Annotated in this window: 20 protein-coding genes; 10 read left to right on the top strand and 10 right to left on the bottom strand. The window is 62.0% G+C overall.

What is annotated here, in order from left to right; translation table 11 throughout:
- Positions 1-101: 101 nt before the first annotated feature.
- Entirely contained in the window at positions 102-671 is a 570-nt protein-coding gene (locus LJY25_RS08630) for a hypothetical protein (protein ID WP_227607919.1), read from the bottom strand.
- Between the two features lie 134 nt (positions 672-805).
- On the opposite strand from LJY25_RS08630, the gene LJY25_RS08625 reads away from it, so the two are divergent.
- Positions 806-1,078: a hypothetical protein gene (locus tag LJY25_RS08625; RefSeq protein WP_394799956.1), complete on the top strand. Its 273-nt coding sequence runs from the start codon at positions 806-808 to the stop codon at positions 1,076-1,078.
- A 12-nt stretch (positions 1,079-1,090) separates the two neighbouring features.
- On the opposite strand, the gene LJY25_RS08620 is transcribed toward LJY25_RS08625, so the two are convergent.
- From LJY25_RS08620 to LJY25_RS08605, 4 genes are all read right to left on the bottom strand, one after another.
- A complete protein-coding gene (locus LJY25_RS08620; protein ID WP_227607918.1) occupies positions 1,091-1,408 on the bottom strand; it encodes a DUF3817 domain-containing protein in 318 nt (105 codons plus the stop codon).
- Positions 1,409-1,630: 222 nt separating this feature from the next.
- Positions 1,631-2,695, bottom strand: a complete 1,065-nt coding sequence (locus tag LJY25_RS08615) for a bile acid:sodium symporter family protein (protein ID WP_227607917.1) — start codon at positions 2,693-2,695, stop codon at positions 1,631-1,633.
- Positions 2,696-2,780: 85 nt separating this feature from the next.
- The gene (locus LJY25_RS08610) at positions 2,781-3,434 is read right to left on the bottom strand and encodes a CatB-related O-acetyltransferase (RefSeq protein ID WP_227607916.1); all 654 of its coding nucleotides are present in this window, start codon (positions 3,432-3,434) and stop codon (positions 2,781-2,783) included.
- Between the two features lie 145 nt (positions 3,435-3,579).
- A complete protein-coding gene (locus LJY25_RS08605; RefSeq protein ID WP_227607915.1) occupies positions 3,580-4,080 on the bottom strand; it encodes a hypothetical protein in 501 nt (166 codons plus the stop codon).
- Between the two features lie 235 nt (positions 4,081-4,315).
- Between LJY25_RS08605 and LJY25_RS08600 the strand changes: the two genes are divergently transcribed.
- The 7 genes from LJY25_RS08600 to LJY25_RS08570 all read left to right on the top strand — a co-directional run bounded on the left by LJY25_RS08600 (position 4,316) and on the right by LJY25_RS08570 (position 12,056).
- Positions 4,316-5,356 (top strand): SDR family NAD(P)-dependent oxidoreductase, encoded by a 1,041-nt coding sequence (locus LJY25_RS08600; RefSeq protein WP_227607914.1) that lies wholly within the window; start codon positions 4,316-4,318, stop codon positions 5,354-5,356.
- Between the two features lie 120 nt (positions 5,357-5,476).
- Positions 5,477-6,301, top strand: coding sequence for a prolipoprotein diacylglyceryl transferase (locus LJY25_RS08595; RefSeq protein WP_227607913.1), 825 nt, complete (start codon positions 5,477-5,479; stop codon positions 6,299-6,301).
- A complete protein-coding gene (locus tag LJY25_RS08590; RefSeq protein ID WP_227607912.1) occupies positions 6,301-7,032 on the top strand; it encodes a hypothetical protein in 732 nt (243 codons plus the stop codon). The genes LJY25_RS08595 and LJY25_RS08590 overlap by 1 nt, the downstream gene beginning before the upstream one ends.
- 176 nt (positions 7,033-7,208) lie before the next feature.
- Positions 7,209-7,940, top strand: a complete 732-nt coding sequence (locus LJY25_RS08585) for a hypothetical protein (protein WP_227607911.1) — start codon at positions 7,209-7,211, stop codon at positions 7,938-7,940.
- Between the two features lie 33 nt (positions 7,941-7,973).
- Positions 7,974-9,380, top strand: coding sequence for a radical SAM protein (locus LJY25_RS08580; RefSeq protein ID WP_227607910.1), 1,407 nt, complete (start codon positions 7,974-7,976; stop codon positions 9,378-9,380).
- Positions 9,381-9,917: 537 nt separating this feature from the next.
- Positions 9,918-10,346 (top strand): hypothetical protein, encoded by a 429-nt coding sequence (locus LJY25_RS08575; protein WP_227607909.1) that lies wholly within the window; start codon positions 9,918-9,920, stop codon positions 10,344-10,346.
- Between the two features lie 300 nt (positions 10,347-10,646).
- Positions 10,647-12,056 carry a S8 family peptidase gene (locus LJY25_RS08570; RefSeq protein ID WP_394799955.1) on the top strand — a complete coding sequence of 470 codons (1,410 nt, stop codon included), beginning with the start codon at positions 10,647-10,649 and terminating at the stop codon, positions 12,054-12,056.
- Positions 12,057-12,158: 102 nt separating this feature from the next.
- Here the strand turns inward: LJY25_RS08570 and mutM are convergent, their stop codons facing one another.
- The 3 genes from mutM to LJY25_RS08555 form a co-directional block, all read right to left on the bottom strand.
- Complete coding sequence (mutM, locus tag LJY25_RS08565; RefSeq protein WP_227607907.1) at positions 12,159-12,989, bottom strand: DNA-formamidopyrimidine glycosylase; 831 nt, start codon at positions 12,987-12,989, stop codon at positions 12,159-12,161.
- A gap of 113 nt (positions 12,990-13,102) precedes the next feature.
- Positions 13,103-13,999: a PhzF family phenazine biosynthesis protein gene (locus LJY25_RS08560; protein ID WP_227607906.1), complete on the bottom strand. Its 897-nt coding sequence runs from the start codon at positions 13,997-13,999 to the stop codon at positions 13,103-13,105.
- Positions 14,000-14,122: 123 nt separating this feature from the next.
- Complete coding sequence (locus tag LJY25_RS08555) at positions 14,123-14,995, bottom strand: M48 family metalloprotease (RefSeq protein ID WP_227607905.1); 873 nt, start codon at positions 14,993-14,995, stop codon at positions 14,123-14,125.
- A gap of 221 nt (positions 14,996-15,216) precedes the next feature.
- Here LJY25_RS08555 and LJY25_RS08550 point away from each other — a divergent pair, with 221 nt between their 5' ends.
- A complete protein-coding gene (locus LJY25_RS08550) occupies positions 15,217-17,349 on the top strand; it encodes an IPT/TIG domain-containing protein (protein WP_227607904.1) in 2,133 nt (710 codons plus the stop codon).
- Between the two features lie 113 nt (positions 17,350-17,462).
- Here LJY25_RS08550 and LJY25_RS08545 read toward each other — a convergent pair whose 3' ends face one another.
- Positions 17,463-19,262: an ABC transporter ATP-binding protein gene (locus tag LJY25_RS08545; RefSeq protein ID WP_227607903.1), complete on the bottom strand. Its 1,800-nt coding sequence runs from the start codon at positions 19,260-19,262 to the stop codon at positions 17,463-17,465.
- A gap of 389 nt (positions 19,263-19,651) precedes the next feature.
- Positions 19,652-19,795, bottom strand: a complete 144-nt coding sequence (locus LJY25_RS08540; protein ID WP_227607902.1) for a hypothetical protein — start codon at positions 19,793-19,795, stop codon at positions 19,652-19,654.
- A gap of 27 nt (positions 19,796-19,822) precedes the next feature.
- Here LJY25_RS08540 and LJY25_RS08535 point away from each other — a divergent pair, with 27 nt between their 5' ends.
- On the top strand, positions 19,823-20,434 hold the full coding sequence (locus tag LJY25_RS08535; RefSeq protein ID WP_227607901.1) for a 3'-5' exonuclease: 612 nt from the start codon (positions 19,823-19,825) through the stop codon (positions 20,432-20,434).
- Positions 20,435-20,752: the final 318 nt, after the last annotated feature.

The following is a 20,752-nucleotide window of genomic DNA, read 5'->3' as shown; positions in this document are numbered from 1 at the left end:
CCGGTAAAATCAAGATGGCTTGGAGATGGCTACAAGGTCCCAACTAGGTGGCTGGGGGGCCAATGAGAGAAATTGTATCCCACCGGGAAAAAGCGGCGACCCTAACCGCCCAGGGTACTTTCCTCCAGGGTACGGTTGCCGGGCCGGTCGGCGGCGGTTACAAGGATTTTGTCGCCGGCCAGGGAAGGGTTGCTGGCTGTGGTGGTATAGCGGAAGGTAAAGCCGTCGGCATCGGCGCTGGCGGCTCCTTCTTCCACCAGTGTTCCGTCGGGGTTCTGGATGCGGACGTGCACTTCGGTGACGGCGAAGTCGTCGGTAGCCTGAATGACAATCCGGTCGCCGGGCTGGCCCCGATAGGCGCTGAAGTCAACATTGCGGATGCTCGGGGCGCTTAGGTAATCGGCTACTGCCACCACGTAGCTGCTGGCGGTATCCGCGTCGACGCCGGTCTGGTAGGCCTCTTTGGCGGCGGGGTCCTGCTGCACGGCGCGGCCGTAAAAGGCGGCCTGCTGAAAGCGCTGGCGCTGGGCCAGGGCCCCGGCGGTAGGCGTTTTGGAAGAGGGGCGGGGCGCGTTGCCCACGCTGACGGTGCCGTTGGCGTTGCGGCGAAAGACGAGGCCCGACACTTTGCCGGACAAACCCTGGGTGAGGGCATTGGTGGCGTTTGCCATACTGATAAGGGATAAAGGGTGAAAGAATTGAACCACCGGCACGGTTAGCGGTAATCGGCCGGATGCTTTAGCAATAGGGTACTGATAGAATAGGGCTGAGAAGCGTAATCGGTAGAATATTAGGCGAAAGGAATGTGATATGCAACTACTCCCGCGAGATGCCGGTGTTTGACCCCAATGAGTACAGGCGCGACATCGTCGTCTTCAACCTCCCCAAAAGGGACTGCGTGCTGCTGGTGTTCCCGACCGGCGCCCGGATAAACGACCCCAGCGGATTGCTGAGCGGAAGCTTCACCGATGGCCGCCGGGTTGCCCAGTTTACCAGCCTGGCCCAGGTACAAGAGCGGGCCGCGGATTTGCGGGCGGCACTGCACGCGTGGCTGCGCACGGTGGCTGCGTCGGCGTAGGTGCCGCGGCGCCTACTGCGGGCCAGGGGGCGGCTGCAGGGGAGCCAGAATCTTGCGGTCGGCGTAGAACGTGCCAAAGGGAATAACGCAGGCCAGCAACACTATCCCAATGGTAAGGAGGCGCCAGCGGTGCCGGATTCCAACGTACAGGGTATACAGTACGAACAGCACGAACAGCACACCGTGAACCGGCCCAATGGCGCGAACCAGGCCGGGACTGTCGTAGAAATATTTGAGGGGCATGGCAATGCCAATCAGCAGCAGCAGCGACAGGCCTTCGAGCAGGCCCAGCAGGCGCAGGCGGCCCAGGGAGGTTTTCAGGTAGTTCATCGGGTCAGAAAGGAAGGCGAAGGTAGGGCCGGCCGGCGAAAGGCGGGAAAAGCCCGGGAACGGCCGGCCCGATGAGCAGCACTGCTGGTACCTGACCGGCGTGGTCGGCCGCCGGGCCAGCGCTAGTGCAGCTCGCGGGGCTTCTGCCTGAGCGGTGCTGAAGAAAGGCGGGGAGGAATGGCCCTGTCCGAAGGCATCGGACTGCCGACCCGGGATTCCCGGCTACCGCGCCGGGGCGGGCTGCACGCTTTCCCGGCCCATGCGCTGGGCCATTACGCTGGCCAGGATAATCTGCAGGGCGTGGTAAAGCATCAGGGGCAGCAGCAGCAGGCCGGTAGCGGGCGAGGCCGGAAACAGCAGGCTGGCCATGACGCTGCCCTGCACCAGCGACTTCTTGGACCCGCAGAACAACGCCGTAATCCGGTCGTCGCGGTCGAAGTGCAACAGGCGGCTCAGGCCCCCGACGGCGAAAAACACCAGGTAGTAGAGCGCCACCATGCCGGCACCCAGCAGGGCCAGGTCGAGCGGGGCAAAGGAGCTGAACAGGCCCTCGGCAAACGAGTCGCAGAAAGCCGTGAACACGATAAGCAGGATGGTGAGCTGGTCGAAGGTGCGCAGGCGCAGGCGGTGTCGCTCGGCAAATGCCCCGAACCGCCGGTTCAGCAGCATACCAGCCGTGACGGGCACTACCACCTGCCAGATCAGGCCCGTAACCAGGCTGCCTACCGGAGCCCCGGCGGCAGCGGTAGGCAGCAGCAAACCCAGCCAGAGCGGCGTTACCACGATGCCCAGCAGGCTGGAGATGCTGGCGTTGAAGATGGCCGCCGGCACGTTGCCATTGGCGACCGATACCATCACCACGGAAGTAGAGACCGTAGAAGGCAGGGTGCAGAGGAAAAAGATGCTCTGCCAGAGCAGCTCGCCCTTGTCGGCCCCGAAAAACGGCCGGACCAGCAAGGCCAGAAGCGGAAACAGCCCGAACGTAACCAGCTGCACCACCACGTGCAGGCGCCAGTTGCGCATTCCTTCTCTGAGCTTCGCGAAGCTCAGGCGCAGGCCGTAGAAGAAGAACACTGCCGTGACGCCTACTGTGGTAATCACCTTCCAGGGTACGGGGCTGGCTTTGCTGCCCAGGCCGGGTGCCCACCAGGCCAGCGCCACCACGCCCAGCAGCCCCAGCAAAAACCAGTCGATGCCGGCCCGGGCGAGCAGGGCAGAAATACCGGTAGGGGAAGCAGCAGGAGCAGAGGTCGGCGCCGGGGGCGGCGGGGGCACAGAAGCGGGCATTGGCAGGTAGCAGAAGAAAGCGACGGAAACAGCCGCCTGCGTAGTACCGCGACCCGGCCGGGAATGTTGCCGGTGCGGAGCCGCGTCAGACGCAGCGTTCCAGGGCGTCGAGGTCGGGGGAGTTGATCAGGGAAAGGCAGCGGGTGATTTTTTCGGCGTCCCAGTGCCACCACGCCAGGCGGTTGAGCCGGGCCACCGTGGGCTCGTCGAAGCGAAAACGGATAACCCGGGCGGGGTTGCCGCCCACGATGGCGTAGTCGGGCACGTCGGCCGTAACCAGGGAGCCGGTGGCAACGATGGCGCCGTTACCGATCCGGACGCCGGGCATGATGGTGGCGCCGTGCCCGATCCAGACGTCGTGGCCCACCACCGTGTCGCCTTTGGAAGGGTACTTGTCGGTCAGTGCCATGCCGTCCATCAGCTTTTCCCAGCCCCCGCCGAAGATGGCGAAGGGAAACGTGGAAACCGGCCCGGTTTCGTGGTTGCCGCCGTTCATGATGAACTTCACCCCGGAGGCCAGGGCGCAGAAGTTGCCGATGATCAGCTTGTCCCCGATAAAGTCGAAGTGGTAGAGCACGTTGCGCTCAAAGGCGGCGGGGTCATCGAAGTCGTCGTAGTAGGTGTAGTCGCCGACGAGGATGTTGGGCCGGGTAATCAGGTTTTTCAGGAACACCAGCTTGCGGTGGTGGGGCAGGGGGTAGAGCGTGTTCGGGTCGGGGCCGGATTGCGGGTCAGCCATACGGAAGAGCGTTAGTAGAATAACAACGCGCAATTTGCCAAAAAGCCGCTGCCGGCCCATGCCCACTGCTTTCCTGGGCATGTCCCAAATGCAAAAGCAGCCGACCCCGCTCGGGAACCGGCTGCTTTTCACGAAGTCGGAAAGCCTATTCTTCGCCGCGCACGGGCAGACCGGGCGCAGGATTGCCGGTTGCGCCCTGGAGCTGGCTGGGCACGCCCATCTTCTCCTCGCGCTTGCGCTGGTACTTGGCAAACTGGGCCGGGTCGAGCACGTCCTTCAGCATCGACAGGCGGGACTGGCCGATATCGGAAATGGTGGCGTTGAGCTGGGGCAGGTTGGCGCGGTAGCGCTGCCGGGCTACCTCCACGTTGCGCACACTGAGCTGGTTGATGCGGTTGACCTTCTCCACCTGCGCCGGGGTCAGGTTCAGGGCCTGACGCATGTTGGCCGTAAGGGCCGCCGCCTTGGCTTCCACCTTATTCTCGTCCACGGTGAAGGTCGGCTCGGCGGGCTTGGCGGCCGGGACGGTGATTTTGGCTTTGGTGCTGCCGGCCGGGGTTTTGGTCTTGGTTTTCACGGTGGTAGCCTGGGCGCACACCAGGCCCGGGGCAGCAGCCAGCAGCGCAAGCAGCAGGAAAGTTTTCATGGGGCAGAAACGTAGTCAGCAATAAGAAATGGGCGCCGGGGTGGGGCAGCCAGGGGGCGGGAAGTAAAAACGGTGCCAAAGTAAGCACAAGCACTGCCGACTGCGCAGCCGCACCGGCACTTTCTTCGCCACGTACAGCAATTCCGGGTTGAACGGTTCCGCTGCCGGCGCCTTATTTACCGACTGCGGCATGGGCTGACGTAACCTTTCGGCGGAGCTTGCCTTACAAGGAGATATGAACCGAGAAATCCGCAAAAACTGGCTGGTGGCCGCCGGTCTCGGCGCGGCCCTGGCTGCCGCTACCGTCTGGAACAACCGGCGGGGCAACTACGACCTCACCGGCAAGGTGGTACTCATTACGGGCGGCTCCCGGGGGCTGGGGTTGCTGCTGGCCCGCTACGCTGCCGCCGAAGGCGCCCATCTGGCCATCTGCGCCCGCGACGCCGAGGAGCTGGAGCGGGCCCGGCAGGAGCTGTCGGACATGGGCGCCCGCGTGCTCACCTTCCCCCGCGACCTGACCGACGTGCAGGAAATCCGGACGCTGGTGGCGGAAGTGCAGCAGCAGCTCGGTCCCATCGACGTGCTGGTCAACAACGCCGGCATCATCACCGCCGGCCCCCTTGACCACATGGAGCTGCGCGAGTACCAGGAGTCAATGGACACGCACTTCTGGGCGCCGCTGCACGCCATGCAGGCCGTGCTGCCGGCCATGCGACGCCGGGGCGAAGGCCGGATTGTGAACATCGCCTCGGTGGGCGGCAAGGTGGCCGTACCGCACCTGGCTCCCTACAGCGCAAGCAAGTTTGCCCTGGTGGGCTTGTCGGAAGCTTTCCGCACCGAGCTCAAGCAGCATGGCATTCTGGTTACCACGGTGTGCCCGGGGCTGATGCGCACCGGCAGTGCCCGGCATGCCATCGTGAAGGGGCAGCACCGCAAGGAGTACGCCGCCTTTACGCTGGCCGATTCCCTGCCCGCCATTTCGATGGACGCGGAAACGGCGGCCCGGCAGATCTGGCACGCCTGCCGGCGCGGCGACGCCGAAGTGATTCTGAGCTTGCCGGCCAAGCTGCTGTCCGGCTTCCACGGCCTGTTCCCCGGCACTACCGCCGACGTGCTGAGCTGGGTGAACCGCGCCCTGCCCGAGCCGGGCTCGGAGTTGGGCAACGAGCGGCGCTACGGCTACGAAAGCGAGTCGGCCATTACCCGCTCCCCGCTGACGGCTGCCAACCAGAAAGCCGAAAAGGAAAACAACGAGCTGACCAAGAAGGTCGGTTAGCCGGCGCGAGGTTTCAGCGCGAGGTGAAGCAAGGTTTCGCGGTGCCGTTCATGAGGCGTGGACGAGCTTTGTATTTTATACCTTGCGAAACCTGTTTTCACCTCGCGAAACCTCGCGCTCTTGACGTTTCCTGTTCAACTTCCGCTTGGCCCGGTGCTGCTTCCGGTGCATCTCGTGTTTGAGGTGCTGGCGTATTCGCTGGGCTATCGGCTCTACACCCGCCTGCGCAACCCCGACCAGGATCAAATCAGTACCGAGCACCGGCTGTGGATCTTCGTGGGAGCGGCGGCCGGGGCGCTACTGGGCTCCCGGGTGCTGGGGCTGCTCGAGCACCCGGAACTGCTGGCCGATCCGCCCGGAGGCTACCTGTACTACTTCACCAACAAAACCATCGTCGGCGGTCTGCTGGGCGGTCTGGTCGGCGTGGAGCTGATCAAGAAATACCTGGGCGTTACGGCTTCTTCGGGCGACCTGATGGTGTATCCGCTGATATTGGCGATGGTGCTGGGCCGGTTGGGCTGCCACCTGAGCGGGCTCGAAGACGGTACCTACGGCGCGGCCACCACCCTGCCCTGGGGCACTGACTTCGGCGACGGTGTGCCCCGTCATCCAACCAACCTCTACGAAATCGGCTTTCTGCTTCTGCTGGGCGCATTGCTGTGGCGGCTGGAGCGCCGGGGCTCCTTGCCCGACGGTCGGCGGTTTGAGCTGTTTCTGGCCGCTTACCTGGTATTCCGGCTGGTGGTCGAGTTCATCAAGCCTACCCCGGCCCCGGCCGGCTGGGGACTTACTGCCATTCAGTGGGCCTGCGTGGCGGGGCTGGGGTATTACGGGTGGCTGTGGGTTCGAAGCATATTCAGAGGCACGAACAGCCAAATTGCGGAATCTGGTGCCCAGTCTTCCCAGAAGCAACGGCACGCGTACGATTCGGGAAAGACGGACTGATGAAAGAGCTACTGGTTGCCCTGAGTTTGCTAAGTAGTCATTCCATAGTGGCGCAAAGAGCCATACACGTTGAAGTCAGGCCGGGTCAAGCGGAAAACTTCTGGCGCACTCACGTCCTGAGTCGTGAAGACGAACTGGAGTTGAACGATGTTGCGGCAGGTTCTCAACCCTTTTACCTGCGCCTTTGGAAGGGTGAAGCAATAATAGACATCTGGCCCAAGCAGTCGGGGTATCAAGGCAGCCTTACCCAATGGGTAAAAGAAAGGGTACCATCGGGCGAAGAAGAAACCGGTCGGTATTTCATTATCAAAGAAGCAGTGGACTCAGCTGCGTGCCGGCAGCTCTACTTGGCTTATCTAAGCAGGCAACTGGATGCCCTTCCGAGTGAGGAAAAGATTTCAGGCTGGAAGGAAGGGTTTGATGGGGTCACCTATATCCTGGAAACCCTCAAAAACGATACGTATTATCTTAAATCATATTGGACGCCCAGTATCCAGGAAGGCGTGAAAGAGGCGGGTCTGGTGCAGGGCTTTGTTGCTGATGTAGACCAGCTGCTTGATTTAAAGCGCAGAAGCTACTATTTCAACAAAAGCATCCCGTTTGAGTCGTGGACTACATCCGGTGGAGCGTCCGTATCCAGGATTTTGACCTTGGCCGGACACTTCACCATGAAGAAAGAGCGTAACCGCTACCGGTGGCTTATCCGGAAGCAAGCGAATCATTCCAAATAGGAAGTGGCCCACGCATGTTATTATCAACTGCGGGGCGATATAGAAAATCTTGTTTGCATCTTCATACCTTGAATTTTCCAGGGGGCGGGATCAAACCAGCTTTCTTGGTTCCCCTTCAATGCGTAAGACAGTAACTCGATCTACAGCCCTTGCCTTTGCGGATTGTCGGAAACAACATGAGCCGTTATAAGGCACTGGTCGCGTTGCTGCTGGCCTGCTGCCTTGAAGGCCCGACTGCCCGGGCTCAGGGTGCTGTAAACTCGGTTTTATCAAAGCCCGGGCTAACCTACGGCTACTGCTCACTGGCTTACCTCGACCCACGGGTCGAAACCCCGATCCACGGGCTTTCGGAGTTGCCGGATAGCATACAGCGCCGGTTGCGCGACCATCTGGTAAAGCGCCTCGGCCCGGCGTTCTACGCCCGGCTTGTGCCGGCAGGAGGGCGGAGGATAGACCTCGAGAAGCTGGCCGAAATTGACGCCGCGGAGAAGACTGCCCGGCGGTGGGTGGTGTGCAGTTACTACCTGTGCTTCACGTTGCGCGACGAACCCGCCGGAATCGGGAGCTATGTGGCGCAGATTGGCCTGGATGCCGCGGGAAGGGTGGTAGAGGAAATCACGCTGCCGGACATCGTAGACAAGCCGGGAAAGGCGAAGCTGATTGCGCTGTCAAGGCTGCAAAAGCTGGCCCGCAACTCCGGCCTACAACTGGTAGCCGACTCCGCCCGGCGGTTGTATGCCACCCGCGCTCTGACTTACCGGCCGCAACTCAACTCCTTGGTCTGGACGGTTACGAACACGCGCTATTCAGCTGATGATACGCCCATGCAGCAGGTACTGACGGTGGACGCACATTCGGGTGCCATCCTTAAAAAGCGTCGGCACCGGGTGCTCTTACCGCCCTTTTAGCTTTACATTCCGGCCGTTAACTAGTTTCCCACTATGCCCGAGCGTCCTTATACCTACTACGACTTTACCCTCAGCCTCTGTCCGCATTGCCTGCGGCGCATCGAGGCCAAAATCGTCTTCCAGGACGGAGGCGTGTACATGCTCAAGCGCTGCCCCGAGCACGGGCGGCAGAAGGTGCTCATTGCCACCGACATCGAGTACTACAAAAGCATCCGCAACTACGTGAAGCCCAGCGAAACGCCTCGCCGCTTCAACACTGCCACCCACTACGGCTGCCCCTACGACTGCGGCCTGTGCGCCGACCACGAGCAGCACAGCTGCCTGACCGTCATTGAAATCACGGACCGCTGCAACCTGACCTGCCCGACCTGCTACGCCGAAAGCAGCCCCCACCACGGCCGGCACCGCACCCTCGAGGAAGTCGAGGCCATGATTGACGTGCTGGTGCTCAACGAAGGCGAGCCCGACGTGGTGCAGATTTCCGGCGGGGAACCCACGCTTCACCCGCAGTTCTGGGAGATTCTGGACATGTGCAAGCGCAAGCCCATCAAGCACCTGATGGTGAACACCAACGGCGTGCGTCTGGCCAAAGACGAGGAGTTCGTAGCCCGGCTGGCCACCTACGCCGGTGCCTTCGAGGTGTACCTGCAGTTTGATTCCTTCCGCGAAAACGTACTGCTGCAGATGCGGGGCCGCGACCTGCGCGACGTCCGCCTCAAGGCCCTGGAGCACCTCAACAAGTACAACCTGAGCACCACCCTGGTCGTGACCCTGCAGAAAGGGCTGAACGACGACGAGATGGGCCGCATCATCGACTTTGCCCTGCAGCAGCGCTGCGTGCGGGGCGTCACGTTTCAGCCCACCCAGGCCGCGGGCCGCCTGCAGAACTTCAACCCCGAAACCGACTCGTTTTCTCTGACCGAGGTGCGGCAGGGCATCATCGACCAGAGCCCGGTGTTCACGGCCCAGGACCTGCTGCCGGTGCCTTGCAACCCCGACGCCTTGGCCATGGCCTACGCTCTGAAGCTGGAAGGGGAGGTGTACCCGCTCACCCGCTACATCGACCCGGCCGACCTGCTCACCAGCGCCGGCAACACCATCGTCTACGAGCGGGACCCGCGCCTGCGCCAGCACCTGCTGCGCCTGTTCAGCACCGCCAACACCGTAGACACCGTGGTGCCCGACCTCAACCAGCTCTTGTGCTGCCTGCCCCAGGTGCAGGCGCCCAACCTGAGCTACGAGAACCTGTTCCGCGTCATCATCCTGCAGTTTATGGACGCCTGGAATTTCGACGTGCGGGCCATTAAGAAGTCCTGCGTCCATATCGTGAGCAAAGACCTCAAGATAATTCCGTTTGAGACGATGAACATCTTTTACCGCGACGCCGAGAAGCTGGCCCGCCTGGAAGAGCTGCGCACCGAGCGGGTCGACTTTATCTGATCTGCACTATGGAACCTGTCGACGCAAACGGCCCATCCGCCCAGCTCAACAAACCGGAGGAAATAAGTGGCTGCCGGGCCGGGTGCATTATGGTCGTGCTTCTGTTCCTGGTTGCCTTGTTAATTGGGTTTGGAATGTGCGCCCGCAACGGCCTTGGTATTCAAAACTGAGGTCCTACCAGGCCCAAAGCCCTGAACTATCAGAAGGCTTCCTGTACTTCCTCTGGCTGGCTTATAACCCTCAGATAGAAACGCCAACTCTACCCAAAAGCTGCACAGTGCTGATTCTGCCGGTGAACCGGGGCATCAGGTTGGTCTTGCGTATAGTCCGGCAGCTGCTCGGTAACAGGTCCGGAATCTTTACGTTTCTGTTTTTACTGGCGCTTCCCTGCCTTGTTCTTTTTCTGCTAGGCTTGTCCGATGGGAACCAAAAAACCAGCCGTTTTTTGCTGGCGGCCTTTCTGGTCTTTCTCATTGGCTTCGGCGACTGCGCCACTCACCTGAGCCGGGGCACCATGCGCCAATGTCTCCTCGTCTGATGGCTGATTCCAAGTCTCCAACCGGTCCTGTTCTGCTGCTAAATCTGCTGGTGCTGCTGGTGTACTCAGTGCTAACCCACTGGCTCAGTACCGACGGACTTGGCAGTGTGCTGCTGAATGCGTTGTTCATTGCCCTGCACTGCTTCCTGTGCCTGCTGGCCTGGATGGTGCTGGCGCTGACGGGGCGTAAGGAAACCGGCAAGGACTTTCTGCTAAGCTTCCTGCTGGTTTTGTTGATTGGTTTCGGATCCTGCCTGGGGCTGGCGGGTCTGTTCCGACGCCCCAGTCGGTTAGGGCTGGCACCGGGCACAGGTGTAGGTAGCCCGGCCGCCCACGTAGTAGTTTTCAATGTTACTAAGGCAGCGGGAGTTTCAGTGCCTGCAGGAAACAAAGTCAGTGACTGCTGGCTGGCAGCCGGGTGTGCTTAATAACAGCGCTACCCACCAGATGAATTGCTGCTGGGCCGAACAAAGCTGGCTCTGTGGTCAGCAGCAGGCTGCCAGTCCAGGGGAAGGGTAGTTTCATGTAGCTGATTTGAATTGTCCTATAATGTATTGTTGCTCCGCCTCGCGTGAGGTGCGACGTAGTCGTAACCAGAATCGCATTTATATATATAAAAAGTGCAATTAAACAAAAAAATATTTACTTTTTTGTTTGTTGAATAAAAAAAAATCCTACTTTTAGCAAAACCAAATCACACAACCTTCTCACTCTTCAATTCACTTCCCATGCAGAAAAAGTACATTTTCGGAGCTGGTAAGGCTTTGCTCGGCGTAAGCGCTCTGGCGGCCCTGGTCCTTACAGGTTGCGACAAAATCACGGAGGCTCCTGGTGGGGGACCTACCGCAGAAAGCCAGTCTGTCGAACTCGCCGGAGTACCGGGTAAGAATTACGTTGCCAATGAGATTCTGGTAAAATTCAAGGCCGGAGCTTCCGATCAGGCCCGTTCTAATGCTTTGGCCCGGATCAAAGGCGAGGTTGCCGAAAGAATTCTGACCAAAGCAATGGTACGTGCCGGAGACGAAGAAGGTTTACATCTTGTGCGCACCCCCCTGGCAGCCCTGGAGGCAGTATCGCTGATGAAAGGCGAAGAAATCGTTTACGCCGAGCCAAACTGGATCTACACCCACGCCGCTGCTTCCACCGACACTTACTTCGCCAACGGCTCGCTGTGGGGCATGTACGGGGATGCTTCCACGCCGGCCAACCAGTATGGCAGCCAGGCTGCCGAAGCATGGGCGGCCGGTCACACCGGCTCGGCCTCGGTGGTACTGGGCATCATTGACGAAGGTGTGCAGTTTAACCACCCGGACCTCGCCGGTCAAATCTGGACAAACCCCTACGACCCGGCCGATGGTGTTGACAATGATGGTAATGGCTACATTGATGACATCCACGGCTGGGATTTCGACGGCAACAATAACTCTGTCTACGACGGCGGCTCCCGCGGTGACCTCGATGACCACGGCACACACGTAGCCGGCACCATCGGAGCCAAGAGCAACGGCACCGGCGTGGTAGGCGTGACGTGGAATGCAACTATGATTTCCTGCAAGTTCCTGGGCCGCCGCGGTGGTACAACGGCCAACGCGGTGAAGGCAGTAGACTACCTGAACGACCTGAAGTCCCGTCATGGCATGAACCTGGTTGCCAGCAACAACTCCTGGGGCGGCGGCGGCTTCTCCCAGGCTCTCTCGGATGCGGTTAGCCGGGCCAACACCCAGAATATCCTGTTTGTAGCCGCGGCCGGTAACGGCGGCAGCGACGGCGTGGGCGACGACAATGATGTAACGGCCAGCTTTCCTTCAAACCTGAACCTGCCCAACGTAATTGCCGTGGCCGCCATTACCAATACCGGCGCCAAGTCATCATTCTCAAACTACGGTGCTACAACGGTGGACATCGGGGCTCCGGGCTCGGGCATTTACTCGACCACAGCCTACAACACCTACTCTTCCTATAACGGCACCTCGATGGCAACGCCCCATGTGACGGGTGGCGTTGCGCTCTATGCCTCCACCCACCCGGGTGCTACAGCTGAGCAGATCAAGAGTGCTGTTCTGGGTAGTGCCGTGCCGACGCCTTCCCTGGCCGGAAAGTGCGTGACGGGTGGCCGCCTGAACGTAAGCGGTTTCTAACCGCTGGCTTCACTGCCGGACCCAAGCCAAACGGCTACACGTCTCCTAAAAAAAAGCCCCGCTGGAAAGCGGGGCTTTTTTCTTGTCGGGTCAGCTTCCCAATCACGGGTGTGGGTGGGGCTGGCACCGGGAGCAGGTGTAGGTAGCCCGGCCGCCCACGTAGTACTTCTCGATCCTGACCTTGCTGTGGCGGGGGCAGAACGTGTGCGCGTCGCCACTGGTCGGTGTGGCTGAGGTGTCCCACTCCCGGGCATGAATCAGAAACGAAGACGGAAACTGCCGGTAGGTAGCTTCCTGGTTGATGGCCGTGCTGAGCACCAGCTGAATAGCGGCGTGAAGGGCCTTGAACTCCTTGTCCGAAAGGGACGCGCCCAGCCGCTCAGGGTGAATCCGGGCCTGGAACAGTACCTCGTCCACAATCCAGTTGCCGAGCCCGGCGGTAATGCCCTGATCGAGCAAAAGGGGCTTGAGCAGGGTTTTGCGCCGGGCCAGCTTCTGCTGCAGCTCGGCGGCCGTAATGTCCAGCGCATCGGTACCCAGCTTCTTGGCCTGCTGATGGGCGGCTACGCTGTCGGCCAGACGGATGCGACCAAACTTGCGCGGGTCGATAAACGCCAGGCGCAGGCCCGAATCCTCCAGGTGCAGGGCTACGCGGGTAAAGCGCGGAGTATCGGGCTCGTCGCGGTAGGCGCTCACGTCGCCGGTCATGCCGAAATGCAGTACCAGCACCCGGCCGTTGTCGAGCTCCAGAAAGCAGTTCTTGCCCAGGCGGCTGGTACCCGTGATGGTGCGGCCCAGCAGGCCGGCCCGAAGCTGGTCTTCGGGCGTGGCCAGCACGTGGGCATCGTTTACCTGAACGGCGGCAATGGTTTGGCCCACGGCCAGCTCATTGATAAAGCGGCGGTAGGTTTCAACTTCGGGTAATTCGGGCACGGAATCAGATCAGAGTGGCAAAATCGGCCCCGCAGGCCGGAGCAAACTGATAACAGCAAACGCAGCTGATCCGTTGCAGCAAATACCGATTTAGCTGGCTCTGGCGCGGGTTCTTACAGTTCCAGCTGCCCCTGCACCAGCACCACGGCCGGCCCCCCTATCTGCACCGACTCCATAGCTTCCCGCGGGCCGGCAATGCTGACCTGCACCGTGCCTGGCCGGCCCATCCAGTGTCCCTGCTCCGCCACGAAGTCAGGCGAGCCGAGGTGGCCGTAATGCCACAAGTAGGCCGCCATGCCGCCCGTCGCCGAACCCGTAACCGGGTCTTCAGCCGTGTCGGGCGGGGTGCCGAAGTGGCGCGCAAAGGTGTGGCCGGCCTCCGTAGCGCCCCCCAGGCAGAAGAGGTGAGGGCTGAAAAAGTCGCTCCCGGCCCGGTAGCGGGCAAAGGCGCCAGGCTCCGTTAGCTGGGCCCGGCGCAAGGCAGCGTGGTCGCGCAGCAGCACTATCAGCTGGGGTGTACCGGTGCTGACGGTCTGAATAGCCGAGCCGGGATACAGGTCGTCGGGCGTAAGGCCAAACAGCGGCATCACCACGGCCGGGTCGTGCAGGGAGCCGAACTGCGGCCGACGCTGGGTCATGACTACCTGTAAAGGCCGGCCCGCAGTGGCCGCCAGCACGTCGACCCGGATGGGGCCGTGCAGCAGCTCGAGCTGCAGAGTGGTGCGGGCACCGGCAAGGGGCAGCCGGCCGGTGTGTACCAGCGCGGCTACCGTGGCAATGGTGGGGTGGCCCGCCAGCGGAATCTCTTCCGCCGGGGTGAAGTAGCGCACCCCAAACTCCGCAACCGCCGAGCGGCGCACAAAGGCCGTTTCCGACTGGTTAAACTCCCGGGCCAGCCGCTGCATGGTGTCCGCGTCCAGGTCGTCGGCATCGAGCACCACGGCGCACGGATTACCACCCAGGGCAGATTCAGTAAAGGCGTCGACCAGCAGGAACGGATAGGAGGGCATAGCAGGAAGCAGGTTTGCAGCGCGAAGCACCCGCTTCGCGCTGCAAACTTGGAAAATAGTTGCAACAAAGAAGCCGGCCCCTCGGGAGCCGGCTTTCTGCAGATCGGGTAGTACTGAAGGGTGTTAGGAGGGGTCGGTGAGCATGCCTACCTGTTTGCCCCGGTTGTTGAACACGGCCCCGTTGGAGCTGATGTAGAGGTGGCGGTCCTGGCCGTCGACGAGCACGAACGGAAAGTCCTCGTTGCTGGAGCGCTTTACCCGGCCCACGATTTCAGCGTTGCGGGAGTTAGGCTGCAGGCGCACTACGTTCAGGCTCTTGGTCAGGTAGTACCGCTCGGCCGGATTCTCCCGGAAGATCAGCGTACCTACCACGCGGTCAGCTGCGGCATTGGCGGCAACAGGCCGGGCTTCGGGGCGGGAAGCCAGGGCGACCGGGGTGGCGGAAGGAGCCGAAGTGCGGTTGCTGGCCGCAATCTGGGAGTTGGCGCGCTGCCAGCCTTCCCCGATAGCCTGGAGGCGGACCGTCCGGCCGGGGTGCGTGGCCGAACCCCCATCATCGGAGACGACAGCCATGGCGGCCTGGGACTCAGCCAGGCTGGCGCCCATCTTGCGCAGCACGAAGCCCGAGAACTCGTCGGCTTCCAGCTCATCCGCGGGCTGGGAGCCACCGGGGCGGAGCGTATGGCCGTTGAGGTGGTGGCCCATTTCGTGGGCCAGAATGCTGATGCCACCCCAGTCGGTACGGCCGGCGCGGTTTACTGCCGCCAGAAACTGCGGGTTGTACAGCAGGTACCGCTTGCCCTGGTACACCACGGCGGCGGCATTTTCTACTTCGGTGGTAGCACGCAGCTCGAAGCTGGGCTTCAGGCCTACCACGTCGGTGATTTCGCGCACCATGTCGCGGGTGCCTGACTGAGCAGACGAGGTGCCGGAAAGAAAGAGCCAGGCCGCGAGCAGCAGACCTGAGGTACGGCGGAAGATGCGGTTCTGAGACATTTGAATATCCTTATTGAAACACAAGACGTAATTCAAGAACTCGGCCAAAAACTCAACCTTCAGGCTGTTTCAGACTTCGTGTACTCTTCATATCTGTCAACGCGGAAGCCGGGTTTTTCGTGCTCTTTCTGCCGGAAATTAACGGGCTTTATAAGGCATGGGTCCCGGGTGCTAAGCGCTATTTTGGTTTGTCAGCATGACCTGATTTATACCTTTTCGCAATGAGAATAACCCGACTTTTCGTTCCTGCCGCCGGTTGCCAGCGATGCCTGCCCGTGCTGCTGATTCTGCTGCTGATCGGGAAGCCGGCCCTGGCGCAGAAAAGCTGTATGCTCCGGCCCGTTCCCTTGCCCGAGCGGGTAGCGGCGGCCTCCCTGATCGTGGAAGCCAGCATTGGCCCGCAGCAGGTAGTGAGTGGCCGGGGCGGTAACCTGTTCACGGTAAGTGAGCTGACCGTGTTCAAAGTATTTCAGGGCGAGCTCCCCGCCGGCGGCGTACGACTGGCCGAGCCCGGCGGTACGCTGGGAATGATCCGGCAGGAAGTAAGCAGCGCGGCTGGCCTTCAGCAGGGTGAGCAGGGTGTATTCCTGCTCGCTGCCGATCCGGCAAGCGGGCTGCCGGGGCTGTTTCGGCTGGAAGCCGGCCCCCAGGGCGTGATTCGCTACGACCTGACGACACGCACGGCGGCCGAGCCCTTCACGCGCTACCCCTCTATCAGCGCTGGCCTGTATCCGGCGTTGGAGCGGCTGACCGGTCAGACTGCGCGACGCGTGCGCCCCAACGCCCGGCTGGAAGCCACCCCCGCAGCCCGGGCCCAGCCAACGGCTCAGCCAGTGGTTACGTCGTTCTCACCCCAGGCCATCACGGCCGGCACCGGCTCTGTACTGACCATCAACGGCAGCAACTTCGGGGCAACCCAAGGCAACGGACGGGTGAGCTTCCCCAATTCTGACAACGGCGGCGCCACTTACATCAACGCCAATCCCACCGACTACGTGCTGTGGTCTGATACCCAGATTCAGCTTCGGGTGCCTTCCCTGATTGTAAACGGGAGCGTCTCGACCGGCACGGGTAACACGGCCGGCACCGGCCTTTTCCGGGTAACCAACAATGAGCAGGAAACCGGCAACAGCCCCAGCAGCCTTACCGTAACGTATGCTCTGATAAACGTCCTGGCCTCGGGCGGCACCACCCCCAGCCGCCCTCGCCTCGTGAACGACGACGGGCAGGGCGGCTACACCCTGCAGTACAGCTCTGGTTTCGTGGCTGTGGCCGGGGCCACGGCTTCGTTTGAGCGGAGCCTGGCTACCTGGACCTGCGCCACCCGTCTGCGCCGGGTAGTATCGGGCGTCAACGATCCGACGTCGCCTGGTACCGGCAATACTATCAATGAAGTGCGGTTTGGCCCCGTGGCGGAAGTTCCGAGCGGGGTGCTTGGAATCACCCGTTCCTACTACTCGGGCTGCTCCATCGGGGGCGTCGTGGCCTTTTCGCTTACGGAGATGGACTACATCTTCAATGACAGAACGAACTGGCAATATGGTCCGGCCCTCGCTACGGGCACGCAGTACGACTTCGAAACCGTAGCCCTGCACGAGCTTGGGCACGGCACCCAGCTCACCCACCTCATCGACCCACCGGCGGTAATGCACTTCTCGGTAGCCCAAGCGGAGAACAAGCGCGTCCTTGATCCGGACAGCGACATTGCCGGCGGCACCGACGTGTTTACGTTCAGCACCACAAATCCGTGTGCGGCCGCCTTTCCGGCCACGTTCAGTCCGCCTCTTGCCGCCGCTATTCCGGTTACCTGCAACAACCCGCTGCCCGTGGAGCTGGTGGCATTTGCGGCTGCCTACGAGCCGGGCCGCGGGACGCGGGTAACCTGGGCTACGGCCAGTGAAGTCAACAGTGACTATTTCGCCGTGGAGACATCGGCCTCGCTGACGGTTGAGGCCTGGCAGGAAATAGGGCGGGTGAAGGCTGCGGGCAGCAGCCGCTCCCGGCGCAGCTACGAGTTTGTAGACCCGGCCTCCCTAAGTGGAAGCCGCTACTACCGGCTGCGGCAGGCAGACGCCGACGGGCGCACGGCCTACTCGGAAGTAGCCGTGGTCAGCGGGGATGCGCTGGCCAGCCTGGCGCTGTTTCCAAACCCGGCCACCGACAAGCTGCGGGTGCTGGCTCCGGCTGCCGACGGACAGCTGACTTTCCACGACCTGGCCGGTCGCATCGTTTTGCGGGCTTCGCTTAGCGCTGCCCGGCCGGAAGTGGAGGTGAGCAGCCTGCACCCCGGCCTCTACCTGGTAGAGTGGACCGATGGGGCGAAAGTGCTGCGCGGGCGGCTTGTAAAGAAATAGCGAAGCCGCTGCTGCGGGCACGGATAGGTGCCCGGGGTCGAACAGGCTCTCAAAGCAGAAACGTCCTGCCGGCACGTGCCGGCAGGACGTTTCTGCTTAAGGGCAACCGGTGCCTAGGCCTTGGCAAGCTTCCGGGGGCCGGGGGCCGCATCGGTACTGGTTCGTTCGCCGATCTGCTGGCGCCACATGGCGTAGTAGAGCCCTTTCTGGTCGAGCAGCTCCTGGTGGCGGCCCTGCTCGGCAATCTGCCCGCGCTCCAGCACGAAGATGCAGTCGGCGTGCAGGATGGTGCTCAGGCGGTGGGCAATCAGGATGGTCATGTGCTGGCGGGAACCGGAAAGCTCCCGCACGGTCTTGCCGATTTCCTCTTCCGTGAGCGAGTCGAGGGCCGAGGTGGCTTCGTCGAACACGAGCAGGGTGGGGCGGCGCAGCAGGGCGCGGGCAATGCTGAGGCGCTGCTTTTCGCCGCCCGATACCTTCACGCCGCCTTCGCCGATAACGGTGTCGAGGCCCTGGGGGGCGCGGGCCAGCAGCGTGTCGGCAGCGGCCTGGTGCAGGGCCTGCAGGCACTCCTCGTCGGTGGCTTTGGGCGCCACGAACAAAAGGTTTTCGCGGATGGTACCGGCAAACAGCTGGGTGTCCTGGGTGACGAAGCCAATCTGCTCCCGCAGCTGGTCGAGGTCGATGCTGGAGCTGGGTATGCCGTTGTAGAGTATCTGCCCGCTCAGGGGCGGGTAGAGGCCCACCAGCAGCTTAACGAGCGTGGTCTTGCCCGAGCCCGACGGCCCCACGAAGGCAATGGTCTGGCCCAGCTCCGTGCGAAACGAGATGTTGGTCAATGCCGGCTGGCTGGCCGACAGGTGCCGGAAGCCTACCTGCTCGAACGCCAGCTCCCGGATGTGCTCGACGGCCTGGGGCTGGGTGGGCTTCATGTCGCGCGGGGTGTCGAGAATCTGCTGGAAGTTGGCCAGGGACACTTCGGTTTCGCGGTACACGTTGATGATGTTGCCCAGCTCCTGCAAAGGCCCGAAGATGGCAAAGGAGTAGATGAAAAGAGAAAAGAACTCACCCACCGTAATCTTGTGCTGCACCACCAGGAACAGCATCATAAACAGAATCACGCTGCGCAGGAAGTTGACGAAGGTGCCCTGCACGAAGCTCAGGGAGCGGATGTAGCGCACCTTTTTCAGCTCCAGCTTCAGGATCTTGTCGGTGGTGGCGTTCAGCCGCTCGGTTTCCTGCTGGGCCAGCCCCAGGCTTTTCACCAGCTCGATGTTGCGCAGGCTTTCGGTGGTGGAGCCGGCCAGGGCGGTGGTTTCGGCCACGATGGTTTTCTGCACCACCTTGATGCGCTTGCTGAGCTGGGAGCTGATAAAGCCCAGAATCGGGATGGTGAGGAAGTAGGCCGGCGCGATGGGCCAGTATACCGTGGCCGCGTACCACATCACGAAGATGATGCCCACGACCGAGGTGAACAGCACGTTGACGAACATGGCCACAATCTTCTCCACGTCGGAGCGCACCTTCTGGAGCTTGCCTAGGGTCTCGCCCGAGCGCTGGTCCTCAAATACCTGGTAGGGCAGGTCCAGGGAGTGGCGCAGCCCGTCGGAGTACATCTGCGCGCCCAGGCGCTGGGTGATGACGTTGACGAAGTAGTCCTGGAAGTTTTTGGCAATGCGGCTGACCATGGCCACGCCCATGGCCTGCAGAATCAGGATGCCCGCCCCGCTAGCCAGGAAGGCCGAGAAGGAAGGGCGCAGCGGGCTGCTCAGCGACGGCGTGACGTGCTTGTCGATAATCTGCCGGAAGATGTAGGGGTCGAGCAGGGAAAATATCTGGTTGATGGCCGCCAGCAGCAAAGCCAGCGCCAGCAGGCCCCAGTAGTTGCGGAGGTAGCTGTACAGTAATTTCATCGAAACAGGGATGGGGAATAGTAGGAAAGCCGCCGCGGGGCCAATTGGTTTCGGGGCCGGGGCCGGAAAGGCGGGCCCGGCGGCAAGCTAGCCAAAAAAGCAAGTCATGGATCCTGACGTTCAGCTTCTCCGTGCTGGCACGGAGAAGAAAATACCCACTGGCACGGATAGTCGCGGGCCGGGGCGTGCCCTACCTTGGCTTCGGCAAAACAGGCTCCGTCCTGTCGGTGCCGGGCGGCTTCTGAACGGTGGACGGCCGCCCCTTTTCCGATTGGTCCGCGCGTATCACTGGCGAGTGGGGCGCGGGCCAGTCCCGGAAGGCGGCCGGGAAGACCGGCGGTAGTGGTCCGGGCCTGTTGCCGGTTCCTGCCTTTCAGCCAGTGAACGGCTCAGCGCAGCAGGGGCTTCGGCACGCGCATCACGCGCCTGATGTTCTGAGGCATGGTGCCGTTGCGGCTGTCTTTCCTGATCGGGCGGGTCGTGAGGCGGCGGGGGAGGCCGGTGGGCTTTTCCGGTGGCCGGGTGCAGGTCAAGCGGCTTCGGGCCTTACCTTTAAGGCAATGGAAGCAGCAATTACCCGGGCCCTGGCCACGCACAGCTTTACGGCCATCGACTTTGAAACCGCCAACGAGCTGCGGTCCAGCGCCTGCGCCATCGGCGTGGTGCAGGTCCGGGAGGGGCAGATAACCGATACCTACCAGACCCTGCTGCGGCCCCGGCAGGTGCGGGTGTCGGGCATCAACTACAGCGTGCACGGCATTGCCGAGGCCGACCTGCACGGGGCGCCAACACTGGCCGAGGTGTGGGAGGTGCTGCGGCCCCACCTGCACGAGCAGCTCGTGGTAGCCCACAACTCGGCGTTCGACGTGAGCGTGCTCGAGCACAGCTGCCGCGACTTCGGCCTGCCGGTGCCGCTATTCCACTGCATGTGCTCGGTGAAGCTCGCCAAAGCCGCCTGGCCCCATTTGGAGCGGCACCGCCTCAACCACCTGGCCGACTACTTCGGCCTGCCCCTCAACCACCACGATGCCCTGAGCGACGCCGTGGCCTGTGCCGAAGTCACGCTGCGGGCCCTGCGCTCGGGGCTGGCGTTTCCCTTTTCGTTTAAGCAGCGGGAGCTGACGGCCGGCCTGGCGGCGCGGCTGAGCAAGCAGGACCGGGTGCGGGCGTAAGCGGGGGCTGGGAATCCCGCCGTCAGAACGTCATGCTTGATCTATCGTCCGCCTGGGCTCAGCATGACCGCCTGGTGCCTGATTACATCAGCACCCGAGCTGATTCGTTCCTGGCTTGATGCGCCACCTGCGCTGCATGTCCATGCCCTAATCATGTGCTAAGCTAGCCCGGGCTTGCTCGGTAGATTGAACTTTTCTAATAGAGTGGTCGGCCCGGGGATGGCGGGGAGATAGGGAGTAGATGGCTTGAAGGTCGCAACTCCCTTCCAGCAAAGGGGCTTCTGACTTAAAAATGGAATTTTGGCTTTTGCCGGGAAC

The organism is Hymenobacter translucens (assembly GCF_020685205.1).
GTDB lineage: Bacteria > Bacteroidota > Bacteroidia > Cytophagales > Hymenobacteraceae > Hymenobacter > Hymenobacter translucens.
The sequence above is the reverse complement of the archived record's forward strand: the minus strand, read 5'-3'. Positions and strand labels throughout refer to the sequence as shown.

Bases quoted from the DNA above. Each gene is read 5' to 3' on its own strand.
- LJY25_RS08545 (WP_227607903.1), bottom strand. From the start codon at position 19,262: ATGAAATTACTGTACAGCTACCTCCGCAACTACTGGGGCCTGCTGGCG.
- LJY25_RS08620 (WP_227607918.1), bottom strand. From the start codon at position 1,408: ATGAACTACCTGAAAACCTCCCTGGGCCGCCTGCGCCTGCTGGGCCTG.
- LJY25_RS08610 (WP_227607916.1), bottom strand. From the start codon at position 3,434: ATGGCTGACCCGCAATCCGGCCCCGACCCGAACACGCTCTACCCCCTG.
- LJY25_RS08615 (WP_227607917.1), bottom strand. From the start codon at position 2,695: ATGCCCGCTTCTGTGCCCCCGCCGCCCCCGGCGCCGACCTCTGCTCCT.
- LJY25_RS08580 (WP_227607910.1), top strand. From the start codon at position 7,974: ATGCCCGAGCGTCCTTATACCTACTACGACTTTACCCTCAGCCTCTGT.
- LJY25_RS08535 (WP_227607901.1), top strand. From the start codon at position 19,823: ATGGAAGCAGCAATTACCCGGGCCCTGGCCACGCACAGCTTTACGGCC.
- LJY25_RS08600 (WP_227607914.1), top strand. From the start codon at position 4,316: ATGAACCGAGAAATCCGCAAAAACTGGCTGGTGGCCGCCGGTCTCGGC.
- LJY25_RS08550 (WP_227607904.1), top strand. From the start codon at position 15,217: ATGAGAATAACCCGACTTTTCGTTCCTGCCGCCGGTTGCCAGCGATGC.
- LJY25_RS08575 (WP_227607909.1), top strand. From the start codon at position 9,918: ATGGCTGATTCCAAGTCTCCAACCGGTCCTGTTCTGCTGCTAAATCTG.
- LJY25_RS08605 (WP_227607915.1), bottom strand. From the start codon at position 4,080: ATGAAAACTTTCCTGCTGCTTGCGCTGCTGGCTGCTGCCCCGGGCCTG.
- LJY25_RS08570 (WP_394799955.1), top strand. From the start codon at position 10,647: ATGCAGAAAAAGTACATTTTCGGAGCTGGTAAGGCTTTGCTCGGCGTA.
- LJY25_RS08630 (WP_227607919.1), bottom strand. From the start codon at position 671: ATGGCAAACGCCACCAATGCCCTCACCCAGGGTTTGTCCGGCAAAGTG.
- LJY25_RS08560 (WP_227607906.1), bottom strand. From the start codon at position 13,999: ATGCCCTCCTATCCGTTCCTGCTGGTCGACGCCTTTACTGAATCTGCC.
- LJY25_RS08585 (WP_227607911.1), top strand. From the start codon at position 7,209: ATGAGCCGTTATAAGGCACTGGTCGCGTTGCTGCTGGCCTGCTGCCTT.
- LJY25_RS08555 (WP_227607905.1), bottom strand. From the start codon at position 14,995: ATGTCTCAGAACCGCATCTTCCGCCGTACCTCAGGTCTGCTGCTCGCG.
- LJY25_RS08590 (WP_227607912.1), top strand. From the start codon at position 6,301: ATGAAAGAGCTACTGGTTGCCCTGAGTTTGCTAAGTAGTCATTCCATA.